We start from the raw sequence: 20,430 nt of genomic DNA on the forward strand, positions 1-20,430 counted from the left end.
CAATCTCTGTTTTCGCCATTTCTGGCAACCTGATTTCTCAGGTGTCGCTCACTCAAAATACTGACCGTTACCCATTGCTGAGCAACGTATTTCTTTTGTGCGAACATTTGATAATTTAAGTAATCAGCTGAACAAGTCAGCTGGCACCTTCATCAAACGCCCACACTTATCGACTGTTAATTGTTAAAGAACTTTGGCTCCCGCCGAGGGCGGTACTGCCTTGCTGCGTTCTGCGAATCGTTTTGTTCGTCAGCAGCAGAGGAAAAAGAGTATGAAGCATTTCGTGATTCTCGTCAACCTCTTTTTTGCTACACCGCAGAACTCTGCGGCTCCTGTTGTCAACACAACTACTTGATTTCGTTGTCGTTTTCAACAGGAGGCGCATTATAGCGAACCCCGGCCGCGGTCCGCAAGGGCTTTTCGCGGCCGGGTGTGGCTCACTCTGTCAGCGTGGTCGGCTGGTAGCTTGGGTCGGCCTTGATCTTCTCCTGACTGAAGGGCAGCACCGGCCACTCCTTGCGCGAGTACACGTTTACCTGGTCCGCATAATGAGGCGACTTGGGATCGATCGACTGGCCATATGTCAGCATCGCCTGGGCCACCGGCCCCTGGTCGTCGAAGCTCACCGTCTGGATATAGCTCTCGCCCCAGTGCACGCCGTTATAGCCGGTGGCCGTCAGCGCCCCGCGCATGGTCAGCGAGTTATAGGAGCCGTCGATGTTGCCGATGCCGCCATGCAGCGGAATGCGCACGCTGTTGCGGGTCTCGGTCTGGTAGTCGCCCAGCCTGGCGTCGAAAGCGATGCCAAGCGACTGCAAGCGCAGGGCTGCCGTCTTCAGCGCCGCCAGCATGGCCGGCATGGCCGCCTGCGCCACCCCGTTCGGCGTATTCACGGGATCGGCCGGGTTGAAGGGCACGGCCCACTTGTTCGGAATGGCGGCAGCACTGTTCCAGAACTCGCGGAACAGCACGGCACCGCGGCTGTCGACGTTCACGCGACGGTCCCATGCGGACAGCGCGGTGCAGGCTTGCTGCAGGACGGCGTCGCCGCTGGCGGTGCAGGCCGGCAGCAATTCCGGCAACACGAGCTCGGCCGCATACAGGCGATTGGCGAAGGCCAGGGTCTGGACGTCGGCCAGCGCCAGCTTTTTCGTCTGTGCCAGTTCCTCGACCTGCTTGAAACCGATCCGCGTGCGCAGGGTCTGCTCGACGCCGACGCGGCCGTACAGCGGAGAAAAGCCGAAGGGCGCCGGCCCGGGCAGCAGGGCCTTGGGATTGTTCAGCCAGAAGCTGTCGTTCGAATTGCCGACGTAATCGGTGCGGATCGCCCACGGACCATTCACCGGAGAATAAATCCCAGCCGGCGCATTCGGATCGCTCCCCCAGCCGCAACTGCTGCGCGAGCCGTCGAACAGCAGGGCCGCCTGCAGCAGCAGGCAGCCATTGCCGAATTTCTGGGCACCCATGTGCGGCACCACGCTGGCATCCGCGAACAGCACGTTGCCGTCGCGGTCGGCCGCCACCGTGTTCACCCAGGGCAGGCCGATCGTCTTGTCGAGCGAGGCTTTGATGGCCTGCACATTGTTGGCCCGGCCGATACCGAGCCACTGCTCGAGCATGCGGGTGTTGTTGCGGTTCGGGTCGGCCAGCACGTAGGCGGCGTTCGCCGTCCAGCTCATGCCCGCCTCCGGCTTGACGATGACCGCGCCCTGCTGGCTGAACCAGAAGGTTTTATTACGCTTGATGATCGCCCCGTCCGGCTGCAGCAGGTCGACCGACACCGTCTTCGACGTCATTTTGACGGGCGTGCCGTCATATAGATAGGTCGTGCCGCTGGTGTCGGCAGGATCGAGCGCGAGGCGGAAGGTGGTGAAGTGGATCGCGGTCGTGACCGTGTGGCTCCAGGCGATGTCGCGATTAAAACCGATCACGATGGCGGGAATGCCGCCGATGATCACGCCCATGGCGTCGTATTTCTCGGGCACGGTGAGATGGGCCTGGTAAAAACGGTCGGCCGAGGTCCAGGGATAGTGCGGATTGCCGAGCAGAAGGCCGCGCCCGTTTGCCGACAGCTCCTTGCCGACGGCCAGCGCATTGCTGCCGAAGCCTTGCCGATTGAGCTGGTCGAGGCGCGCCAGCAGGAAACCCGGATCGAACTTGCGGGCTTTCGTTTGCGCCAGCCCTGCCCCGGGGTTGCGTCCAGCGGCCACGAATTCCCTGGCAAACACCTGACCCGTCGCGTGCAGGGCCTTTTCGGCCATGATGAGGTACATGTCGTCGACCGTAATCGGACGCACCCACTGGGCGTTGTTGCAGGCGGCCGGATACAGCCCGGCGAAGGCTTTGACGTAGCGGTTGTAGCCTTCGACATAGCCCTCGACCAGCTCGCGCGGCTCGGGTGCGCCGGCGGCATAGCCGGCGCGCAGCTGCTCGATGTCGAGATAGCCCTTGAAGAAGAAATCGCTGTCCTCGTTTTTGAGGTCCATGAAACCGCTGGCGGCGCCGTATTCGTCGCCCGTCTCGGAGCGCCGCGGCGCGCGCGCCTCGCCGCCGAAGAATTGCGAACGCTCGCCGCGCACCGTCACGACCGTGTCGGCGAACATGCAGACATTGTCCTGGGCATAGGCATAGGCCAGGCCGTAGCCGAGGCTGCGGAAATCCTTGCCGTTTACATGCGGCACACCGTAGCCGGTGCGGCCGACCTCGACGCTGATGCGGGAAGCGGTGGCAACTGGCGGCGGCGGTGTGGCGGCGGTCTCATCTGGCTTGCCGTCGTCGCTGCTGCAGCCGGCCAGGGCCAGGAGGAGCGCAGCGGCGATAAGAGGGTACTTCGATTGCACGTGCTGACGTTTCATGTGGACGCTTTCTGCGGACAATAGCCGCGTGGCGAATGAAAAGGCGGACTGTGATTGCCGGGCCTGGCGCAGGCATGACCCGGGGGAATACAGTGTAGCGACAGCACATGCGTTGCAAGCCTATCGGAATTGATGGGTCGCAACAAAAACGACGGAGGAAAAGAAAAAGCCCACCAGCATCACACTGGTGGGCTTCTCTAAATAACTAGCCTGACGATAACCTACTTTCACACTGGTTGCAGCACTATCATCGGCGCAAAGTCGTTTCACGGTCCTGTTCGGGATGGGAAGGGGTGGGACCGACTTGCTATGGTCATCAGGCATAACTTGCTGGGATGGTTGTTCCACAACGGGGCAACAACTCCCTGAATTCCGGCGCATATTCTAACAGGCAAGTTCCAGGAACGCCAGCACGGATTGCGGCGCCAGCGCGTAAAATGGCCCCTTTGCCCGAAACGCTTGCCGCCATGACCATCCTGCTGTCCACCCTGAACGCCCGCTATGCCCACGCATCGCTGGGCCTGCGCTACCTGCTGGCGAACATGGGCCCCCTCGGCCCGCAGACGCGGATCCAGGAATTCGTCATCGGCGCCAAGACCACCGAAGTCGTGGAACGCCTGCTGGCCGGGCACCCGCGCATCATCGGCTTCGGCGTGTACATCTGGAACGTGGAGGAAACGACGCGCGTCGTCGCCATGCTGAAACGCGTGGCGCCCGAGGTGACGATCGTGCTGGGCGGACCGGAAGTCTCCTTCGAGACGAACGAGCAGCAGATCGTCAAGCTGGCCGACTACGTCGTCACCGGCTGGGGCGACGTTACCTTCCCGCAGCTGTGCGCGCAGATTCTCGACGGTCCGCAGCCGCTGATGAAGGTGCATGCCGGGGTCCAGCCGCCCATGGCCGAGATCGCCCTGCCCTATTCTTTATATAGCGACGAGGACATCGCGCACCGCACTTTATATGTAGAAGCCTCGCGCGGCTGCCCGTTCAAGTGCGAATTCTGCCTGTCCTCGCTCGATAAAACCGCCTGGCCGTTCCCGCTGGACGCGTTTCTCGCGCAAATGGAGGATCTGTACGCGCGCGGCGCCCGCCTATTCAAATTCGTCGACCGCACTTTCAATCTGAACGTGAAGACCAGCATGAAGATCATGCAGTTCTTCCTCGACAAGATCGACGCGGCGCCGAACGACCCGGTCTACGCCCACTTCGAGCTGGTGCCCGACCACCTGCCGGAAGCCTTGAAAGAGATGATCGCGCGCTTCCCGGCCGGCGCCCTGCAGTTCGAGATCGGCATCCAGAGTTTCAATCCCGAGGTGCAAGCCCTGGTCAGCCGGCGCCAGGACAATGCCAAGGCGGCGGACAATATCCGCTGGCTGTGCGAACACTCGCAGGCGCACCTGCACGTCGACCTGATCGCCGGCCTGCCGGGCGAAGACATCGCCAGCTTCGCGCGCGGCTTCGACCAGCTGGTGGGCCTGGGCGCGCACGAAATCCAGTTCGGCATATTAAAACGCCTGCGCGGCACGCCGATCATCCGGCATACCGAGCCTTATAAAATGGTGTACGACCCGTATCCGCCCTACACGGTGCTGGCCACCAGCCTGATCGACTTCCCGACCATGCAGCGCCTGGTGCGCTTTGCGCGCTACTGGGACCTGGTCGCCAACTCCGGGCGCTTCGCGAATACGACGCGCGTCCTGCTCGGCGTGCGCCCTTTTGAAAACTTCATGGCTTTCTCGGACTGGATCTACACCAAGACCGACGCCACTCACCGCATCGCCCTCGACCGGCTGGCGAAACTGGTGGCCGAATGGCTGCAGGTGACCGGCATGGCGCGCGATGAGGCACTGGCCCTGGTGGCAAGCGATTACGCCGGCAATGTCGACGGGGCAGCGAAAAAGGCGGCCAACACGGCGACAGTCGCCCCGGCAAGGCAGGTCCGCCACCTCGCTGCCTGAGCACGCTAGACCCCGCCAAATGGCAGAGACGGCGAAATCCTTTTACACTGCAATAATGCAGATTGAAAATACGCCAACATTATCCATTGAACATTCCGCCGGCGGCGCGGCGCAATCTGTCATGGCAAGCGGGGTCTGGCAGGTGCATGCGCTGAGCCAGAAGGGCCTGCTCAAGCGCATCAACCGCAGCTTCACGGACCTGAAGAAGAAACCCAGCCTCGCATGGGACCTGTCCCAGGTGGACAGCATCGACCATATCGGCGCCCAGCTGTTCTGGAATGCCTGGGGCAAGAAGCGGCCGTCCCAGCTGAAACTCGACCCGCGCCAGGAAGAACTGTTCGCCCGCATCGAAAAGGCCGGCAGTCACACCCTGCCGCGCACCAGGGTCAGCCCGCTGAACTGGATCATCGTGCTCGGCGCCGGCCTGCTCAGCTTTTTCGAGCACCTGCACGGTTTTATTGAACTGATCGGCCGCCTGGTACAGGACCTGGGCCGTTTCATCCGCCGTCCGGCCACGGGGCCGTGGCGCGAGATCTCGGCGAATATCTATCACTCGGGCTTCCAGGCGCTCGGCATCACGGCCCTGGTCGGTTTCCTGATCGGCGTCGTGCTTTCTTACCTGTCGGCCCAGCAATTGAGCCAGTTCGGCGGCGACATCTACCTGGTCAACATCCTCGGCATGAGCATCGTGCGCGAACTGGGTCCGCTGCTGGCGGCGATCCTGGTCGCGGGCCGCTCCGGTTCCTCGATCACGGCCCAGCTGGGCGTGATGAAAGTGACGGAAGAACTCGACGCCATGCTGGTGATGGGCATCTCGCACGGCTACCGCCTGATCATGCCGAAAGTCGTCGCCCTCGCCATCTCGATGCCGTTACTGGTGGTCTGGACCGATGCGATGGCCCTGATCGGCGGCATGGCGTCGGCCAAGATCGAACTGGGCCTGTCCTTCCGCTATTTCCTGCAAAAGCTGCCGGATGCTGTGCCGCTGATTAACTACATCATCGGCTTATTAAAAGGCATGACCTTCGGCATGCTGATCGCACTGGTGTCCTGCCACTTCGGCCTGCGCATCAAGCCGAATACGGAAAGCCTGGGACGCGGCACCACGACCTCGGTGGTCACCGCGATTACGGTCGTGATCCTGGCCGACGCCGTGTTCGCGATCATCTTCAGCGGCGTGGGGTTCTGATGGCCGACGAAATCAAACGCCCGCCGCAGGATCGCCTGCCGCAGCAACTGAACCGCAAGCCGGAAGAAGACGTCGGGCCGCCGGTGGTCGACATCCGCAACCTGTGGACCAAGTTCGGCAAGACCGTCGTGCACCAGGACCTGAACCTGAAAATCTATGCAGGCGAAATCCTGTCGATCGTCGGCGGTTCCGGGACCGGCAAGACCGTTCTGTTGCGACAGATGCTGGGGCTGGAACGGCCATCGCGCGGCTGCGTACGCGTGTTCGACGAGGACATCAGCGAGGCCGGGCCGGAACAGCTGCAGCGCATGCGCAACCACTGGGGCATGCTGTTCCAGCAGGGCGCGCTGTATTCGGCACTGACCGTGTTCGACAACATCGCCCAGCCGATGCGCGAACTGCGCGCCCTGCCCGAAGACGTGATCCGCGACGCGGTGCTGCTGAAAATGGATATGGTGGGCCTGGGCGCGGAACACGCGAACAAGATGCCGGCCGATTTGTCGGGCGGGATGACCAAGCGCGCGGCCCTGGCGCGCGCGCTGGCGCTGGAACCGAGACTGCTGTTCCTGGACGAGCCGACCGCGGGCCTCGACCCGGATGCGTCGGACGCGTTCGTGACGCTGATCCAGGCCCTGCACCGGGAACTGAAACTGACTGTGGTGATGGTCACCCACGACCTCGACACGCTGTTCGCGCTCTCGTCGCGCATCGCGGTCCTGGCCGAAAAACACGTGCTGGCGGTGGGACCGTCGCGCGACGTGGTGCGGGTCGACCATCCGTTCATCAAACAATTCTTCCTCGGCGGACGCGGCCAGCGGGCACTCGAGGTGCTCGATGAGCGCGACGAAGAGCGCGATGCCGCCGCGGAAGAACACAAGGAGTGACATGGAAAACCGATCGTATGCATTGATGACGGGCATCTTCACGATCGCCCTGCTGGTGGCCACCGTGCTGGTCGGCCTCTGGCTGAACCGCGACAAGACGGAACTGTCGCCCTATGAAATCGTCACCACCCAGTCGATTCCCGGCCTGAACCCGCAGGCGACGGTGCGTTACCGCGGCCTGGAAGTGGGCCGCGTCGACGAGATCGTGTTCGATCCGAAGGTGACCGGCCAGATCCTCATCAAGCTGTCGGTCGAGGAAGGTTCGCCCGTCACCACCACCACCTTCGCTTCGCTCGGCTACCAGGGCGTGACCGGCATCGCCTTCATCCAGCTCGACGACGACCGCACCGGCTCGCCCCTGCTGAAGACCGATCCGGACCACGTGGGCCGCATTCCACTGCGGCCGGGCCTGCTCGACCAGCTGGAAAAGCGCGGCATCGCCATCCTCGACCGCACCGAGCAGATCACGGCGCGCATCAATAACCTGATGAGCGACGAGAACCAGAAGACCATCATCGGCGCCTTCGACAACATCAGCAAGGCGGCTGAAGCCTACGGCAAGATCCCGGAAAAACTGGATCCGACCATCGACCGGATGCCGGCCCTGGTGGAAAAACTCGACCGCAGCCTGACGTCCTTCGACAGCTTTGCCGCCAGCGCCACCACCGCGGTGCGCAACTACGACCAGCTGGCAACGAGCCTGCAGGCGCCGGACGGCCCGATCAACCGCCTGAACGGCGCGATCGGCTCGCTGCAGGGCGTGACCAGCGACCTGGAAGCGGAAACCCTGCCGCACCTGACCCGCATGACGGACGAAGCGCGCACGGCGCTGCGTTCGGTGCGCCGTACTGCCGATTCGCTCTCGGACCGTCCGCAGAGCATTCTGTTCGGCAACCCGAACATCCAGCCCGGCCCCGGCGAACCGGGCTTCGTCGCCCCGACCAAATGAGGATCATTTTAAATATGAAACTGTCCCGCCTCTTAGGTGCCGCCGTCCTCGCCGCTCTCGTTGCCGGCTGCGCTTCCAATAAAAACACCGGCGCCAACACCCAGTTCGATTTCGGTCCGCTCGGCGCGCCGACGACGCAAGTGGCGCGGGCACCATTGGCCGCGATCATCGTGATGGACGCGACCGGCTCGCCGACCTTCGAGAACGAGCGCATGGTCTACCGCCTGAACTACAACGACCCGCTGCAGGCGCGCACCTATGCCAACAGCCGCTGGAGCGCCAATCCCCTGCTGCTGGTCACGCAGCGCATCAAGTCGCGCCTGGCCCAGGCCGGCGTCAAAGTGCTGTCGGCCACGGATTCGAGCACCAACATCCCGATCCTGCGCCTCGAGGTCGACGAGTTTTCGCACGCGTTCGCCAGCACCACGGCCAGCGAAGGCCGCCTGATCCTGCGCGCTTCGCTGTTCAATGGCCACGCATTGTTCGACCAGAAGACGGTGATGCGCGCGACGCCTGCCCCGAGCGCCGACGCCGCCGGCGGCGCCCACGCCCTGGCCGCCAGCACCGATGGCGCCGCCGCCGACATCCTTGCCTGGCTTGCCGGCTTCGACAACCGACCGCGATGACCGAACCGGAAGCGCACGCGAATGGGCATGCGAATGGACACGGCGCTGCAGGCAATCACGAGGCGCCGCGCCGCGGTTCGCCCATCGCGCGCGCCTCGCTGCTGGCTTATCTATTCCTGATCGTCTACGCCAGCTGGTTCCCCTTCACGGGCTGGCGCAGCAACGGCTTGCCGCTATTGTCCTTCATGAACCTGGTCAAGCAGCGCTACTGGACCGGCTTCGACGTGATGGTGAACGTGGTTGGCTATGTCCCGCTCGGCGTGCTGCTGGTATTGGCGCTGTATCCGCTGGTACGCGGCGTGTGGGCGGCGCTGCTGGCGGCGATCCTCGGCTTCCTGGTCTCCGGCACGATGGAGGCGGTACAGAATTTCCTGCCCAGCCGCGTGCCCTCGAACCTCGACCTGCTGACCAATTCGGCCGGCGCCTTCATCGGCGCCTGCATCGGTCCGTTGCTGGCGCGCGGCCTGCTCGACCAGGGGCGGCTGTACCGCATAAGAAAACGCTGGTTCGCGCCGCATGCGAGCCAGGGCCTGGTGCTGCTGGCCCTGTGGCCGCTGGCCCAAATCTATCCGCAAAGTTTTTTGTTCGGACACGGCCAGGTGCTGCCCATCATCTCGGGTTGGCTGTCGGACTGGTTCGAGGAAGATATCGACCTGATCGCCATGCTGCGCCCGGGACCGGCGATGAGCGTCGAGCAGTACTGGCTGTCGGAGACGATCATCACCGCCTGCGGCATGACCGGCGCCGCCTTGACCCTGCTGTGCCTGCTGCGCCGGGGCGCCCCGCGCTATACCCTGATGCTCCTGATGCTGGGTGCCGCGCTGCTCATGAAGACCTTGTCCAGCTCGCTGCTGTTCCGGCCAGATAACGCCTATGTCTGGGTGACGCCCGGGGCCGAGGGCGGCTTTTTGATCGGCCTGATCATGCTGGCGGGCCTGGCTTTTGCGCCGCAGCTGGCGCAGCGCCGCCTCGCCGTGGTGACCCTGGTGCTGAGCCTGATTGTGGTGAACACGATTCCGGCTAATCCGTATTTCACGCTGACGCTGCAGGGCTGGGTGCAGGGAAAATTCTTGAACTTCAATGGAGCGGCGCAGTTCCTGTCGCTGCTGTGGCCGTTTTTCGCCTTGTGGTTCCTCTTGCTACCCTCACACAAACTCAATCGACATTAAGAGCGCGTATCATTGCGCCTAATCACGTCACGAATAGCGAGAACGACATGAGCGACAACAAACCGTTTTACGAACACCATGTGTTCTTTTGCATGAACGAGCGCGACGGCGAAAACTGCCGCCAGAGCTGCGGCAAGGCCGGCGCCGAGATCGCGCAGAAGCACGCGAAAAAGCGCATCAAGAAGCTGGGGCTGAGCGAGCCGGGGAAGGTACGCATCAACAAGGCCGGCTGCATGGAGCGTTGCGAGGAAGGTCCGGTGCTCGTCGTTTACCCGCAAGGCACCTGGTACACCTATGTCGATACGGATGACATCGACGACATCATCGATACGCATATCCTCGGCGGCCAGGTCGTCGAGCGCCTCAAAATCTGATTGTTACCTGCAATATGAACAAGTTTTCGAAACGCTTCATGCTGGACGGCCCGGCCGGCAAGATGGAATGCATGCTCGATCTGCCGGAAGGCGATCCGCGCGGCATCGCCCTGGTGGCACATCCTCATCCGCTGTACGGCGGCACCATGGAAAACAAGGTGGCGCAGACGCTGGCGCGCACCTTCGTGACGCTCGGCTATGCCACGGCGCGCTTCAATTTCCGCGGCGTCGGCCAGTCGGAAGGAGAACATGACCGCGGCCACGGCGAGGTCGACGACATGGCCTTCATGATGGAGCACATGCAATCGCAATACCCGGGGCTACCGGTGGCGCTGTCCGGCTTTTCCTTCGGCACCTTTGTCCAGGCCCAGCTGCGGGCGCGCCTGGAAAACGAAGGCCGGCCGGATGCGATCGAGCGCATGGTGCTGGTCGGCACCGCAGCCGGCAAATGGCCGCTGCCGCACGTGCCGGAAGACACCATCCTGATCCACGGCGAGCTGGACGACACCATCACCCTGCAGATGGTGTTCGACTGGGCGCGGCCGCAGGAAATTCCTGTCATTGTGATACCGGGTGCGGACCACTTCTTCCACAAGCGCCTCAATCCGATCAAAAATCTTGTCGTACAAATGTGGCGCCGTGACAATTGAGCGCGTCACTGGCCTATAATTGACCACTTCTTTGAATCCATGCCGTTGGGCAATAGTCTTTTGACACATTTGTTCCGGCGGCATCCGCACCACCCCTACTGACTCACTTTAGCTCCCATGAAAAAACTGATTGCGGCCGTGGCCGCCAGCCTGCTGATGATGTCGGCGAGCGCGCAAACCGTGCCTGCCCCGTCGATCGCGGCGAAATCGTGGCTGCTGCTCGACGCCACCAGCGGCCAGGTCATTGCGGCCCAGGATCCGAATCTGCGTATCGAGCCGGCTTCGCTCACCAAGGTCATGACCGCCTACGTCACCTTCCAGGCGATCCGCGACAAGAAACTGTCCCTGAACACGATGGTCAACGTCTCGACCCGCGCCTGGAAAGTCGATTCGAGCAGCTCGAAGATGTTCATCGATCCGGCCACCCCGGTCAGCGTGAACGACCTGCTGCACGGCCTGATGATCCAGTCGGGTAACGACGCCGCCGTCGCCCTGGCCGAAGCCGTCGCCGGCGACGAAGGCACCTTCGCCGTCCTGATGAACCGCGAAGCCCAGCGCATGGGCATGAAGAATTCGAAGTTCGCCAACCCGCACGGCCTGCCGAGCCCGGACAACTACTCGACCGCGCAAGACCTGGCGACGCTCGCCACCAACGTGATCCGCGACTTCCCCGAGTTTTATAAAATCGACTCGATCAAGCAGTTCACCTATAACAAGATCACCCAGCAGAACCGCAACCGCCTGCTGTGGCTGGACCCGACGGTCGACGGCATGAAGACCGGCCACACCGAATCTTCGGGCTACAGCATGATCGCCTCGGCCCGCCGCCCGAACGGCAACAGCGGCCAGCGCCGCCTGATCTCCGTCGTCTCCGGCGCCAGCTCGGATGCCGTGCGTACCCAGGAAAGCCAGAAGCTCCTGAACTGGGGCTTCCAGAACTTCGATACGGTGAAACTGTATTCGAAGGGCCAGGCGATCGCCACGCCGGAAGTGTGGAAAGGTTCGCAGGGCACCGTCAAGATCGGCTTTACGAATGACGTGCTGGTGACGGTACCGAAAGGCGTGGCCGGCAAACTGAAGCCTGTGCTGGAGCGCAAGGACCCGCTGGTCGCCCCGCTGCCGCGCAATGGCCGCGTCGGTACGCTCAAGATGATGGTCGATAACAAGCCGCTGCTGGTGCTGCCGGTCGTGGCGCTGGAAGAAGTGCAGGAAGCCAGTATTTTTGGGCGCGCCTGGGATTCGATGCGTTTGATGATCAAGTAAAGCCTCGGCTGACTGATCGACAATGCCCGCCTGGCTGATGCCCGGCGGGCATTTTTGTTTTTGCACCATATTGGTGCAAATCGTAGGGTGGGCATGCCCACGCGTAAACTTCGCGTCATGTTGGCTTCGTTTGAGGAAAGACCCCGCCAACACGATGCCAGCTTCACGCGTGGGCATGCCCACCCTACGCATATAATACGATGTTACTTTTCAAGCAAGAAAGCCCTACGATGACCTCTACCCTCGCCTGCCCCCGCATCCTGACCCGCAAAGACGGCCTCGAACTGTCGCGCGTGATCGCCGGCATGTGGCGAATGAACGAGTGGGACATGTCCGTGCAGCAGAGGATCGCCTTCGTCGAAGAGTGCCTGGCCCTGGGCGTAACCAGCTTCGACCACGCCGACATCTACGGCAACTACGGCGTCGAGGGCCTGTTCGGCGAAGCGTTGCGTGCGCAACCCTCGCTGCGCGAGCGCATGGAGCTCGTCAGCAAGTGCGGCATCAAGCTGGTGTCCCCAGCCCGCCCCGCGCACACGATCCAGCATTACGACACCAGTCTTGAACACATCGTCGCCTCCTGCGAAGAATCGCTGCGCCAGCTGAACACGGATTACCTCGACCTGCTGCTGATCCACCGCCCGGACCCTTTGATGAATTTCGACGAGGTCGCCGAAGCTTTTACGCGCTTGCAAAAGGCGGGCAAGGTGCGCCACGTGGGCGTATCGAATTTCACGCGCCACCAGTTCGAGTCGCTGAACCGGCGCGTGCCGCTGGCGACGAACCAGGTCGAATTCTCTCCCCTGTACGCGGCGCCGATGTTCGACGAGACTTTCGACGGCTTGCAAGACCTCGGCATCGCGCCGATGATCTGGTCGCCGCTGGGCGGCGGGCGCCTGTTCAGCGCGCAGGACGCGCAGACGGCAAACCTGCGCGCCGTGATCCAGGACGTGGCGGATCGCCTGAACCAGTCTTTCGCCAGCGTCGTGTTCGCCTGGATCATGGCCCTGCCGAGCCGGCCGATGCCGCTCACCGGCAGCGGCAAGATCGCCTCCATCGCCGCGGCCGTCAGCGCCACCGGCTTCACGCTCGCGCGCAGCGACTGGTTCGCGATCCTGCGCGCGGCGCGCGGGCACGAGGTGGCGTAAGCATGGCCGAGCCGCTCAAGATTGTCGCAGGCAGCGCGCTGACGGCGCAGCAAAAGAAGGATTTGTTGAACCGCCTGGCGCGCATCGAAGGCCAGTTGCGCGGCGTCCAGAAACTGATCGCGCTGGCGGCCGAGCCGGCCGATTGCGAGGCGGTGGCCCAGCAGATGGCGGCGGCGCGCAAGGCGCTCGACCGCTCGTTCGTGCAATTGCTCACGGCGACAGTCGTGACCCACAGCGAGGGCGCCGCCGACGTCGACGAGGCGCGCGCCGTGGCCGCCCGGCTAGCGGCGCTACTCGATAAATTCGCCTAGACCTCTTCCTCGTCCGCGTAGACGATCGGCGGCGCCACGCCGCGCCAGCCGCTGCGCCAGGCAATGTTCAGCAGCAGGGTTGCGCAGATATATAAAAGGAAGAACAGCACGAAGAAGCGCGTCTGCAGTATGACGAGGAGCAGAACGGCGACAAGAATCACGCCTATTATTCCTTTGCTCAGGCGTTGCTTGCTGCTAGGAAATCTTACGGTCGACACCATCAACGTGCCGACCGCTACCATCAGCGCCATCACCGCGAATGCCTGGGTATTGTTGACCACGGGCTCGGGCCAGGCGACCACTACCGACGCCACGCAGGCTGCCCCGGCCGTGATCGGCATGCCGACGAAATAGCGCGGATCGGTACGTCCGACCGAAATGTTAAATCGAGCCAGGCGCAGGGCGCCGCAGGCAACGAAGATGAAGCAGGCGAGGCCGCCCATGCGCACGATCGTCGGATGCGCGGCGCTCATCTGCGCAAAGCCGTAGCAGTACAGCAGCAAACCCGGTGCACAGCCGAAATTCATGACGTCGGCGATCGAATCGAGCTGGACGCCGAAGTCGGACTGGGTGTTCGTGGCGCGCGCGACAAAACCGTCGAGGGCGTCGAATACGCCGGCCAGCACCAGCAGGATGGCCGCCAGGCGGAAGTCTCCCGGCGCGCCGACCTGGGCGTTGTCGACCGAGATGACGATGCTGCCGAAGCCGCAGGCGATCGACAGCAGGGTGACGAAACTCGGCAAGGCGAACTTGGCGCGCGCCAGACGCGCGGGGCGGGGTGGATTCAATTCGGGTCCGGGCAAAAGATGATGGCCCTATTCTACAGTGCGCAGGAGCCCGGTCGCGCACGGAGCTTGCCGTCGTACATATTCGATTTGGCCTAGAATGTGTCTTCGGCGTTGAATTGAAACAGGAGCATACGGATGAGCGAATTCCTTCGCGCGAGGACGATACTGGCGGGCTGCCTCGCTGCGGCGGCCCTGGCCGCGTGCGGCGGCGGGGGCAGCGACAGCTCGACGCCCGCACCCGTGGCCGAAACCCCGACCACGCCGACCACGCCGACCACCCCGACGACGACGACGCCCGATCCGCTCATCCCGTCACCAGGCGTCCCGGATACGACGCCCATCGGCGGCGCGGGCGCGCCCCTTGCCACCGGCAATATCGCGCTCGACGGCCGCGAATGGATCAATTTCCGCCGCAGCCAGGTCGGCATGACGACGCTCACCCAGAACAGCTTCGTCGACCGCGCCGCCCAGAATCACTCGGATTACCAGCGCATCAACAACACGATCACCCACGACGAAGAGTCCAACAGGCAGGGCTTCACGGGCGTGGATATCGCCGCCCGCCTCACGGCCGCCGGCTATGTGTTCAACACCCGCGCCTCGCGCGCCTATGGCGAAGTGATTTCGGCCACCAGCAACGGCTCGGGGCAATATATGGCCGAGGAACTGATCACGGCGGTGTACCACCGCTTCGTCATCTTCGAGCCGGTATTCAAGGAAATCGGCACCGGCGCGGCGACCACGGCGCAAGGCTATAACTACTTTACCGCCAACTTCACGGCGAACAATGGCTATGGCAGTGGCCTGGGCAGCGGCCAGGTCGCGGTCTGGCCTTTCAACGGCCAGACCGCCGTTCCGCGCAACTTCTTCAGCGATACCGAGTCGCCCGATCCGGTCCCGGACCGCAACGAAGTCGGCTATCCGATCAGCGTGCACGCGAACATCGACCTGACGATCCGCGTGAACAGTTTTACGGTGCGCCCGCGTGGCGGCGCCGACATGGCCGTGCGGCTGCTGACCAATGCCAACGACACCCACACCGGCACCTCGTCGGCGGCCATCGTTCCGCTGGCGCCGCTGGCGGCCAACACGGTCTATGAGGTCAATTTCAACGGCAGCGTCGGCAACACCGCCGTTACCCGCGCCTGGACTTTTACCACCCGCTGACGGATGACGCCGCACGCGCCCGGCCCGCTCTCCTCTCCTCCTGATCCGACGCACACGGCGCCGGTCCTCGACATCGAGGCCGGCGTCGAACGCCTGATGGGCAACCGCGCCATCTACCTGCGCGCGCTCGCGCGCTTTCGCCATGATTACCGCCAGACCGGCTTCGCCATCCGGAGCGCGCTCGACGCAGGCAATGCGCCCCAGGCGCGGCGCCTGGCGCATACGCTCAAGGGTGCGGCCGGAATGATCGAAGCGCCTGCCCTGCACACGGCGGCGCTGGCGCTGGAAACGGCGTTACGAGATGACACCGGCGGCATCGATGCGCTGCTGGCCCGGGTCGATGCCGCACTGGGCGAGGTGCTGCGCGCACTCGATGGCATGGAACTGCCGCAAACGGAAACGCCGCCGGCCACACAGCCTGCGACAGGCGGCGGCCTGGCCCGCCTGCGCGCCATGCTCGACATCGGCGACGGCGCGGCAGTCGAGCAGGTCGCGGCGGCGCACAGCGAACTGGCGGCGCATCTGGGACAACGGGGAGTTGAAGAACTGAGCGCGGCGGTGGCGGAGTTCGATTACGAACGCGCTCTGGCGCTGCTCGACCGGCAGGACGGGGCTGCCGGCAGCTAGCCCTACGAAAGAAGTGTGGAAAAAGCGCGCGCTCAGCGCGTGTATTCGGCTTCTTCGTCGAATGCGTCGGTGCAGTCCTTGCCGCAGAAACGGCGCACGCTGTCGACCGGTTTGTCGCAGTACCAGCATGAACCCTTCGGCGGCAGGCTTACGCGCGATGGCCTGGCTTGCACCGCGGCGGCCGGCAGCGCGTCCGAAGCCGCGCCCTCATTCATCATACTGTCTTGTATCGTTTCCAAGGTCCACCCCCTACGGCAGCACGTCAAATCGTCAAGCAAGATTACTGTAGTGGAACATTCCGAGCATGAGCAATCGCAACGGGCCATTCCGACGCGGCAGCGCTGCCACAGCCGTTATGCAAATCAGTGTGCGCTCAACACGGCACGTCTGCAACGTCGTTTTACGGGCAGCGCAGTGCCTGCGGCAAGCCTGCAACAGATCGCTTGGCCGCTGCTGCGCAGCCGTAAAAAGCGATGTCAGCTGCGGAAATCATAGCAGTATTGATAACGCATTCCGACCGTGCTCCAATCGTGCGCGGAGGTTTTTCTTGCGAGATTTTGTAACAGTGCGGGAGTGCTGATCAGCGTTGCTGTAGCGGTTCCAGGGAGACGCGCAGGCCGTCTGCCGTGGTGGCGATCCGGGTCGGCGTGTACTGGACACCGGCATAGCGCAATTCGTCCATGCGGAAACTGTAGACCGGAATATCGAGGATCGCCCGCTCCAGCACGACGTTCGCGGCGCGCGACAGCTGGCGGCTGACCGACTCGTCGATGCCGCTGATGGCGAAGCGCTCCAGGCGCGGCTCGGCCAGGTAGACGCCGCTGCGCGCCTGGTCGACGTACAGGCGGCCCGAGAAGCCCAGCGAGCCGGCCAGGGGATTGCGCAGGAAGGACTGGGCCACGCTGGCATCGACCGTCAAGGCCACGCGGTCGCCCGGCAGCACCGCCAGTTGCGGGCGCGACAGGCGCACGTCGAACAATTCCAATAAACGGTTGTCCATCGGGAAGCGGCGGTCGAGGCTGGCCTGCAGCTTGTGCAGCGGGATGTCGACTTCGCGCGGGCCGAGGATGCTGGCGCAGGAGCTCAGGGTAGCGGCTGCGGCCAGGGTCGAGGCGATGAGAAATGCGCGTCGCGCGCGCAGGGGGGCTTGTTGGGTCATGCCGGCTCCTTGGGTTCGGGCTCAAGGGTAGCATGGGCTGGCTGGACCGGTGTTTATATAGACGTAGGGTGGAGCGGACGGCGTACCGCTCCCGACTCCACGCGGTGATCGTTACCGGCTCCGATTTCGTGCTCGACGATCTCGCCTGCGCGTATCACCGCGTGGAGTCGGGACTCCACCCTACTATTTGCCGATACAGAAGCGGCTGAAGATCACACCCAATAAATCATCCGGCGTGAACTCGCCGGTAATACTGGACAATTGATCCTGCGCCAGCCGCAGCTCCTCGGCAAACAAATCGAGCGACTGGTCGTCCTGCGCCGCATGCTGGGCCGCCACATCCAGGTGCTGGCGCGCACCACGCAAGGCGATCAGGTGGCGTTCGCGCGCGAGATACAGCGATTCGCCGGTCTGCTGCCAGCCCGCGATGCGCAGCAGTTCCGCGCGCAGCAGGTCGATGCCGGTCTTTTCGTTGGCCGACAAATAGATGTGGGTCGCGTCCGGTGCGTTCTCGACAACCGGGCGATGGCCCGACAAATCGATCTTGTTCCAGATGCGCACTACCGGCACCCCGGCCGGGAAGGCGGCGACGATGGTTTCGTCGGCTGCGCTCGGACCCAGGTTGGCGTCCAGCAGGTGCAGGATCACGTCGGCCTTGCCGACCTCTCCCCAGGTGCGCTCGATGCCGATGCGCTCGACCACGTCGATACCCTCGTCGATCGCGCGGATGCCCGCGGTGTCGATGATGTTCAGCGGGATGCCTTCGATCTGGATCGTCTCGCTGACTTTATCGCGCGTGGTGCCGGCGATCGGGGTGACGATCGCGACCTCCGCGCCGGCCAGTGCGTTCAGCAAGGAAGACTTGCCGACGTTCGGCTGGCCGACCAGCACGACGTTCAAGCCTTCGCGCAGCAACGCACCCTGCGCCGCCTGACGGAACACGTGCTCCAGCGACTCGATGATGCTGGCCAGCTGGCCGCGCGCGTTCGATTTTTCGAGAAAATCGATTTCCTCTTCCGGGAAGTCGAGCGTGGCTTCGACCAGCATGCGCAGGTTGATGGTCTGTTCGACCAGCCGGTGCACGACCTGCGAAAACGCGCCCGACAGCGACTGCGACGCCGATTTCGCCGCCGCCTCGGTCGAGGCGTCGATCAGGTCGGCCACGGCCTCGGCCTGGGCCAGGTCGAGCTTGTCGTTGAGATAAGCGCGGCGCGTGAATTCGCCCGGCTCGGCCAGGCGCAGGCCATGTTCGCGGCCCGCTTCCAGTACGCGTGCGAGCAGCATCTGCAGCACGACCGGGCCGCCGTGGCCCTGCAGCTCGAGCACGTCTTCGCCGGTGTAGGAATGCGGCGCCTTGAAGTACAGGGCCAGGCCCTGGTCGATGACGCTGCCGTCGTCGGACTTGAACGGGATATAGGTCGCGTGGCGCGGCGCCAGTTTGGTGTCGGGGAACAGCGACTCGATCAGGGGACCGAGCGATTTACCGGAGGCGCGAACCACGCCGATGCCGCCGCGGCCGGGGGCGGTGGCGATCGCCGCGATGGGAGAGGTATCTAGCTTCATGCGCGAATTGTAGTGGATAAATAAAAAAGCCCGTGGAATCCACGGGCTTTTGTCAGCTACGGAACAGCTTACTTCGTCGCCGTACCGTACTTCTTGGTAATCACATACTGCTGCGCAATCGACACCAGATTGTTCACCACCCAGTACAGGACCAGGCCCGACGGGAAGAACACGAACATGACGGAGAAGGCCAGCGGCATGAACAGCATCATCTTCGCCTGCATCGGGTCGGCCGGCTGCGGGCTCAGCTTCTGCGTGACGAACATCGAGATCGCGTACAGGATCGGCAGGATGAAGAACGGGTCAGGCTGGGTCAGGTCGGTGATCCAGCCCACCCATGGCGCGCCGCGCATCTCGACCGAAGCCTGCAGCACGTAGTAGAGGGCCAGGAACACCGGCATCTGCACCAGGATCGGCAGGCAGCCGCCCAGCGGGTTGATCTTCTCGGCCTTGTACAGCTCCATGGTGGCCTGCTGCATCTTCATCGGGTCGTTTTTGAAGCGCTCGCGGATCGCCTGCATCTTCGGCGTCACCACGCGCATCTTCGCCATGCTGCGGTAGCCGGCGGCCGACAGCGGGAAGAAGGCCAGCTTGATCAGGATGGTGAAGGCGATGATGGTCCAGCCCCAGTTGCCCAGCAGCGTGTGAATCTGGTCCATGACCCAGAACAGCGGCTTGGAGATGATCGCGAACATGCCGTAGTCCTTGACCAGTTCCAGGCCAGGGGTGATCACTTCCAGCTTCTTCTCGTCTTGCGGGCCCGAGTACAGGCGTGCCGTGTTCGAAACCGTCGCGCCCGGCGCCACGGCGCCCAGCGATTGGGTGGTGCCGATGGCGTACAGGTTGGTCGCCAGCTTCTTGGTGTAGATGTCGCGCGCCGTGTTGTCGGCCGGGATGAAGGCCGACACGAAGAAGTGCTGCGCCATCGCCACCCAGCCGTTATTCGCCTTGGTCGCGTGCTCGGCCGTGCCCTTCTCGATCTTTTCGAACTCGACCTTCTTGTACTTCTCTTCCGGGGTCCACATGGTCGGGTGGCTGCCGAAGGTCGGCATGAACCACGAACCGCCCGGCGGCTTGTTGCCGTCGTGCTGCAGCTGCAGGTAGAGCGAAGGCGTAACCGGTGCCTGCGTCAGGTTGGTGACGTCATGGCGCACGTCGATCACGTAGTCGCCGCGCTTGAACGTCAGCGTCTTGGTCAACTTCACGCCACCCTGCTCGGCATCGAGCACGACCTGCACGGCGTTGCCGCCATCCAGGGTGCGCAGGCCGGGACGCGCCACGAATGGCGTGTTGTGGTTCGGCAGGACGCCAGCGGTGGTCGAGCCGATCAGGCCGGTCTGGCCGAGATAGGTGTTGTTGCCCTCGACGTTGAACAGGACCTGGTTCTTGGTCTTGTCGAGGCTGTCCGGATACTTCAGCAGCTCGAGGCGGCGGATCACGCCACCCAGGGTGTCGATCTCGGCCTTCACGACGTCGGTCGTGACGGTGATGCGTTCGGCGCGCACGGGAGCAGGCGCGGCAGGCGCACCCGGCGTGCCAGGCACTGCGCCCGGCTGGGCGCCGGCGGCCGGCACGCCGGTCGTGGTGTTGGCGGCATTATTCGCTGGGGCCTGCGCGACCTTGGCTGGCGGCGTGGGCGAGAACATCGACTGCTTACCGTTCGACACCATCCAGTTGTTCCACAGGACGACAAGCGAGACGGCGAAGACAATCCACAGAATGGTACGTTTATTGATTTCCATTGAGGTATTGA

General features: G+C 63.5%; 19 protein-coding genes and 1 rRNA gene. 13 read left to right on the forward strand and 7 right to left on the reverse strand.

Annotated elements, in window-relative coordinates; genetic code table 11:
- Nucleotides 1-437 precede the first annotated feature (437 nt).
- A complete protein-coding gene (locus tag ACFPQ5_RS03500; RefSeq protein ID WP_379751874.1) occupies nucleotides 438-2,855 on the reverse strand; it encodes a penicillin acylase family protein in 2,418 nt (805 codons plus the stop codon).
- Nucleotides 2,856-3,063: 208 nt separating this feature from the next.
- Nucleotides 3,064-3,176: ribosomal RNA gene (rrf, locus tag ACFPQ5_RS03505) — 5S ribosomal RNA — on the reverse strand.
- Nucleotides 3,177-3,322: 146 nt separating this feature from the next.
- On the opposite strand from rrf, the gene ACFPQ5_RS03510 reads away from it, so the two are divergent.
- The 11 genes from ACFPQ5_RS03510 (at nucleotide 3,323) to ACFPQ5_RS03560 (ending at nucleotide 13,373) form a co-directional block, all read left to right on the forward strand.
- A complete protein-coding gene (locus tag ACFPQ5_RS03510) occupies nucleotides 3,323-4,813 on the forward strand; it encodes a B12-binding domain-containing radical SAM protein (protein ID WP_379751875.1) in 1,491 nt (496 codons plus the stop codon).
- 55 nt (nucleotides 4,814-4,868) lie between these two features.
- Nucleotides 4,869-6,002: an MlaE family ABC transporter permease gene (locus ACFPQ5_RS03515; RefSeq protein ID WP_379751876.1), complete on the forward strand. Its 1,134-nt coding sequence runs from the start codon at nucleotides 4,869-4,871 to the stop codon at nucleotides 6,000-6,002.
- Nucleotides 6,002-6,886 (forward strand): ABC transporter ATP-binding protein, encoded by an 885-nt coding sequence (locus ACFPQ5_RS03520; protein WP_379751877.1) that lies wholly within the window; start codon nucleotides 6,002-6,004, stop codon nucleotides 6,884-6,886. The genes ACFPQ5_RS03515 and ACFPQ5_RS03520 overlap by 1 nt, the downstream gene beginning before the upstream one ends.
- Nucleotide 6,887: 1 nt before the next feature.
- Entirely contained in the window at nucleotides 6,888-7,835 is a 948-nt protein-coding gene (locus tag ACFPQ5_RS03525; protein ID WP_379751879.1) for an MlaD family protein, read from the forward strand.
- A gap of 14 nt (nucleotides 7,836-7,849) precedes the next feature.
- Entirely contained in the window at nucleotides 7,850-8,461 is a 612-nt protein-coding gene (locus tag ACFPQ5_RS03530) for an ABC-type transport auxiliary lipoprotein family protein (protein WP_379751880.1), read from the forward strand.
- Complete coding sequence (locus ACFPQ5_RS03535; RefSeq protein ID WP_379751881.1) at nucleotides 8,458-9,630, forward strand: VanZ family protein; 1,173 nt, start codon at nucleotides 8,458-8,460, stop codon at nucleotides 9,628-9,630. The genes ACFPQ5_RS03530 and ACFPQ5_RS03535 overlap by 4 nt, the downstream gene beginning before the upstream one ends.
- A 47-nt stretch (nucleotides 9,631-9,677) precedes the next feature.
- Nucleotides 9,678-10,004, forward strand: a complete 327-nt coding sequence (locus tag ACFPQ5_RS03540) for a (2Fe-2S) ferredoxin domain-containing protein (protein ID WP_379751882.1) — start codon at nucleotides 9,678-9,680, stop codon at nucleotides 10,002-10,004.
- Nucleotides 10,005-10,018: 14 nt separating this feature from the next.
- Nucleotides 10,019-10,654: an alpha/beta hydrolase gene (locus ACFPQ5_RS03545; RefSeq protein WP_379751884.1), complete on the forward strand. Its 636-nt coding sequence runs from the start codon at nucleotides 10,019-10,021 to the stop codon at nucleotides 10,652-10,654.
- A 117-nt stretch (nucleotides 10,655-10,771) separates the two neighbouring features.
- On the forward strand, nucleotides 10,772-11,917 hold the full coding sequence (locus tag ACFPQ5_RS03550; RefSeq protein WP_379751885.1) for a D-alanyl-D-alanine carboxypeptidase family protein: 1,146 nt from the start codon (nucleotides 10,772-10,774) through the stop codon (nucleotides 11,915-11,917).
- A gap of 230 nt (nucleotides 11,918-12,147) precedes the next feature.
- Entirely contained in the window at nucleotides 12,148-13,062 is a 915-nt protein-coding gene (locus ACFPQ5_RS03555; RefSeq protein WP_379751886.1) for an aldo/keto reductase, read from the forward strand.
- A 2-nt stretch (nucleotides 13,063-13,064) separates the two neighbouring features.
- Nucleotides 13,065-13,373, forward strand: a complete 309-nt coding sequence (locus ACFPQ5_RS03560) for a metal-sensitive transcriptional regulator (protein WP_379751887.1) — start codon at nucleotides 13,065-13,067, stop codon at nucleotides 13,371-13,373.
- On the opposite strand, the gene pssA is transcribed toward ACFPQ5_RS03560, so the two are convergent.
- On the reverse strand, nucleotides 13,370-14,161 hold the full coding sequence (pssA, locus tag ACFPQ5_RS03565; protein ID WP_379751888.1) for a CDP-diacylglycerol--serine O-phosphatidyltransferase: 792 nt from the start codon (nucleotides 14,159-14,161) through the stop codon (nucleotides 13,370-13,372). The genes ACFPQ5_RS03560 and pssA overlap by 4 nt on opposite strands.
- Before the next feature lie 135 nt (nucleotides 14,162-14,296).
- Between pssA and ACFPQ5_RS03570 the strand changes: the two genes are divergently transcribed.
- Both ACFPQ5_RS03570 and ACFPQ5_RS03575 read left to right on the forward strand, forming a co-directional pair.
- On the forward strand, nucleotides 14,297-15,328 hold the full coding sequence (locus tag ACFPQ5_RS03570) for a CAP domain-containing protein (protein WP_379751889.1): 1,032 nt from the start codon (nucleotides 14,297-14,299) through the stop codon (nucleotides 15,326-15,328).
- Nucleotides 15,329-15,331: 3 nt separating this feature from the next.
- Complete coding sequence (locus ACFPQ5_RS03575; protein WP_379751890.1) at nucleotides 15,332-15,955, forward strand: Hpt domain-containing protein; 624 nt, start codon at nucleotides 15,332-15,334, stop codon at nucleotides 15,953-15,955.
- A gap of 32 nt (nucleotides 15,956-15,987) precedes the next feature.
- On the opposite strand, the gene ACFPQ5_RS03580 is transcribed toward ACFPQ5_RS03575, so the two are convergent.
- The 4 genes from ACFPQ5_RS03580 to yidC form a co-directional block, all read right to left on the reverse strand.
- Entirely contained in the window at nucleotides 15,988-16,173 is a 186-nt protein-coding gene (locus tag ACFPQ5_RS03580; protein WP_379751891.1) for a hypothetical protein, read from the reverse strand.
- A gap of 362 nt (nucleotides 16,174-16,535) precedes the next feature.
- Complete coding sequence (locus ACFPQ5_RS03585; protein WP_379751892.1) at nucleotides 16,536-17,114, reverse strand: DUF1439 domain-containing protein; 579 nt, start codon at nucleotides 17,112-17,114, stop codon at nucleotides 16,536-16,538.
- A gap of 183 nt (nucleotides 17,115-17,297) precedes the next feature.
- Nucleotides 17,298-18,677: a tRNA uridine-5-carboxymethylaminomethyl(34) synthesis GTPase MnmE gene (gene mnmE / locus ACFPQ5_RS03590; RefSeq protein WP_379751893.1), complete on the reverse strand. Its 1,380-nt coding sequence runs from the start codon at nucleotides 18,675-18,677 to the stop codon at nucleotides 17,298-17,300.
- Between the two features lie 68 nt (nucleotides 18,678-18,745).
- Nucleotides 18,746-20,419 (reverse strand): membrane protein insertase YidC, encoded by a 1,674-nt coding sequence (yidC, locus tag ACFPQ5_RS03595; RefSeq protein WP_379751894.1) that lies wholly within the window; start codon nucleotides 20,417-20,419, stop codon nucleotides 18,746-18,748.
- Nucleotides 20,420-20,430: the final 11 nt, after the last annotated feature.

The sequence above is a fragment of the Massilia suwonensis genome, assembly GCF_042655665.1.
GTDB lineage: Bacteria > Pseudomonadota > Gammaproteobacteria > Burkholderiales > Burkholderiaceae_D > Telluria > Telluria suwonensis.

Coding starts and splice junctions, on each gene's coding strand:
- ACFPQ5_RS03535 (WP_379751881.1), top strand. CDS start 8,458: ATGACCGAACCGGAAGCGCACGCGAATGGGCATGCGAATGGACACGGC.
- ACFPQ5_RS03560 (WP_379751887.1), top strand. CDS start 13,065: ATGGCCGAGCCGCTCAAGATTGTCGCAGGCAGCGCGCTGACGGCGCAG.
- ACFPQ5_RS03545 (WP_379751884.1), top strand. CDS start 10,019: ATGAACAAGTTTTCGAAACGCTTCATGCTGGACGGCCCGGCCGGCAAG.
- ACFPQ5_RS03530 (WP_379751880.1), top strand. CDS start 7,850: ATGAAACTGTCCCGCCTCTTAGGTGCCGCCGTCCTCGCCGCTCTCGTT.
- ACFPQ5_RS03515 (WP_379751876.1), top strand. CDS start 4,869: ATGCAGATTGAAAATACGCCAACATTATCCATTGAACATTCCGCCGGC.
- ACFPQ5_RS03575 (WP_379751890.1), top strand. CDS start 15,332: ATGACGCCGCACGCGCCCGGCCCGCTCTCCTCTCCTCCTGATCCGACG.
- ACFPQ5_RS03525 (WP_379751879.1), top strand. CDS start 6,888: ATGGAAAACCGATCGTATGCATTGATGACGGGCATCTTCACGATCGCC.
- ACFPQ5_RS03520 (WP_379751877.1), top strand. CDS start 6,002: ATGGCCGACGAAATCAAACGCCCGCCGCAGGATCGCCTGCCGCAGCAA.
- yidC (WP_379751894.1), bottom strand. CDS start 20,419: ATGGAAATCAATAAACGTACCATTCTGTGGATTGTCTTCGCCGTCTCG.
- ACFPQ5_RS03550 (WP_379751885.1), top strand. CDS start 10,772: ATGAAAAAACTGATTGCGGCCGTGGCCGCCAGCCTGCTGATGATGTCG.
- mnmE (WP_379751893.1), bottom strand. CDS start 18,677: ATGAAGCTAGATACCTCTCCCATCGCGGCGATCGCCACCGCCCCCGGC.
- ACFPQ5_RS03580 (WP_379751891.1), bottom strand. CDS start 16,173: ATGATGAATGAGGGCGCGGCTTCGGACGCGCTGCCGGCCGCCGCGGTG.
- ACFPQ5_RS03570 (WP_379751889.1), top strand. CDS start 14,297: ATGAGCGAATTCCTTCGCGCGAGGACGATACTGGCGGGCTGCCTCGCT.
- ACFPQ5_RS03555 (WP_379751886.1), top strand. CDS start 12,148: ATGACCTCTACCCTCGCCTGCCCCCGCATCCTGACCCGCAAAGACGGC.
- ACFPQ5_RS03500 (WP_379751874.1), bottom strand. CDS start 2,855: ATGAAACGTCAGCACGTGCAATCGAAGTACCCTCTTATCGCCGCTGCG.
- ACFPQ5_RS03510 (WP_379751875.1), top strand. CDS start 3,323: ATGACCATCCTGCTGTCCACCCTGAACGCCCGCTATGCCCACGCATCG.
- ACFPQ5_RS03540 (WP_379751882.1), top strand. CDS start 9,678: ATGAGCGACAACAAACCGTTTTACGAACACCATGTGTTCTTTTGCATG.
- ACFPQ5_RS03585 (WP_379751892.1), bottom strand. CDS start 17,114: ATGACCCAACAAGCCCCCCTGCGCGCGCGACGCGCATTTCTCATCGCC.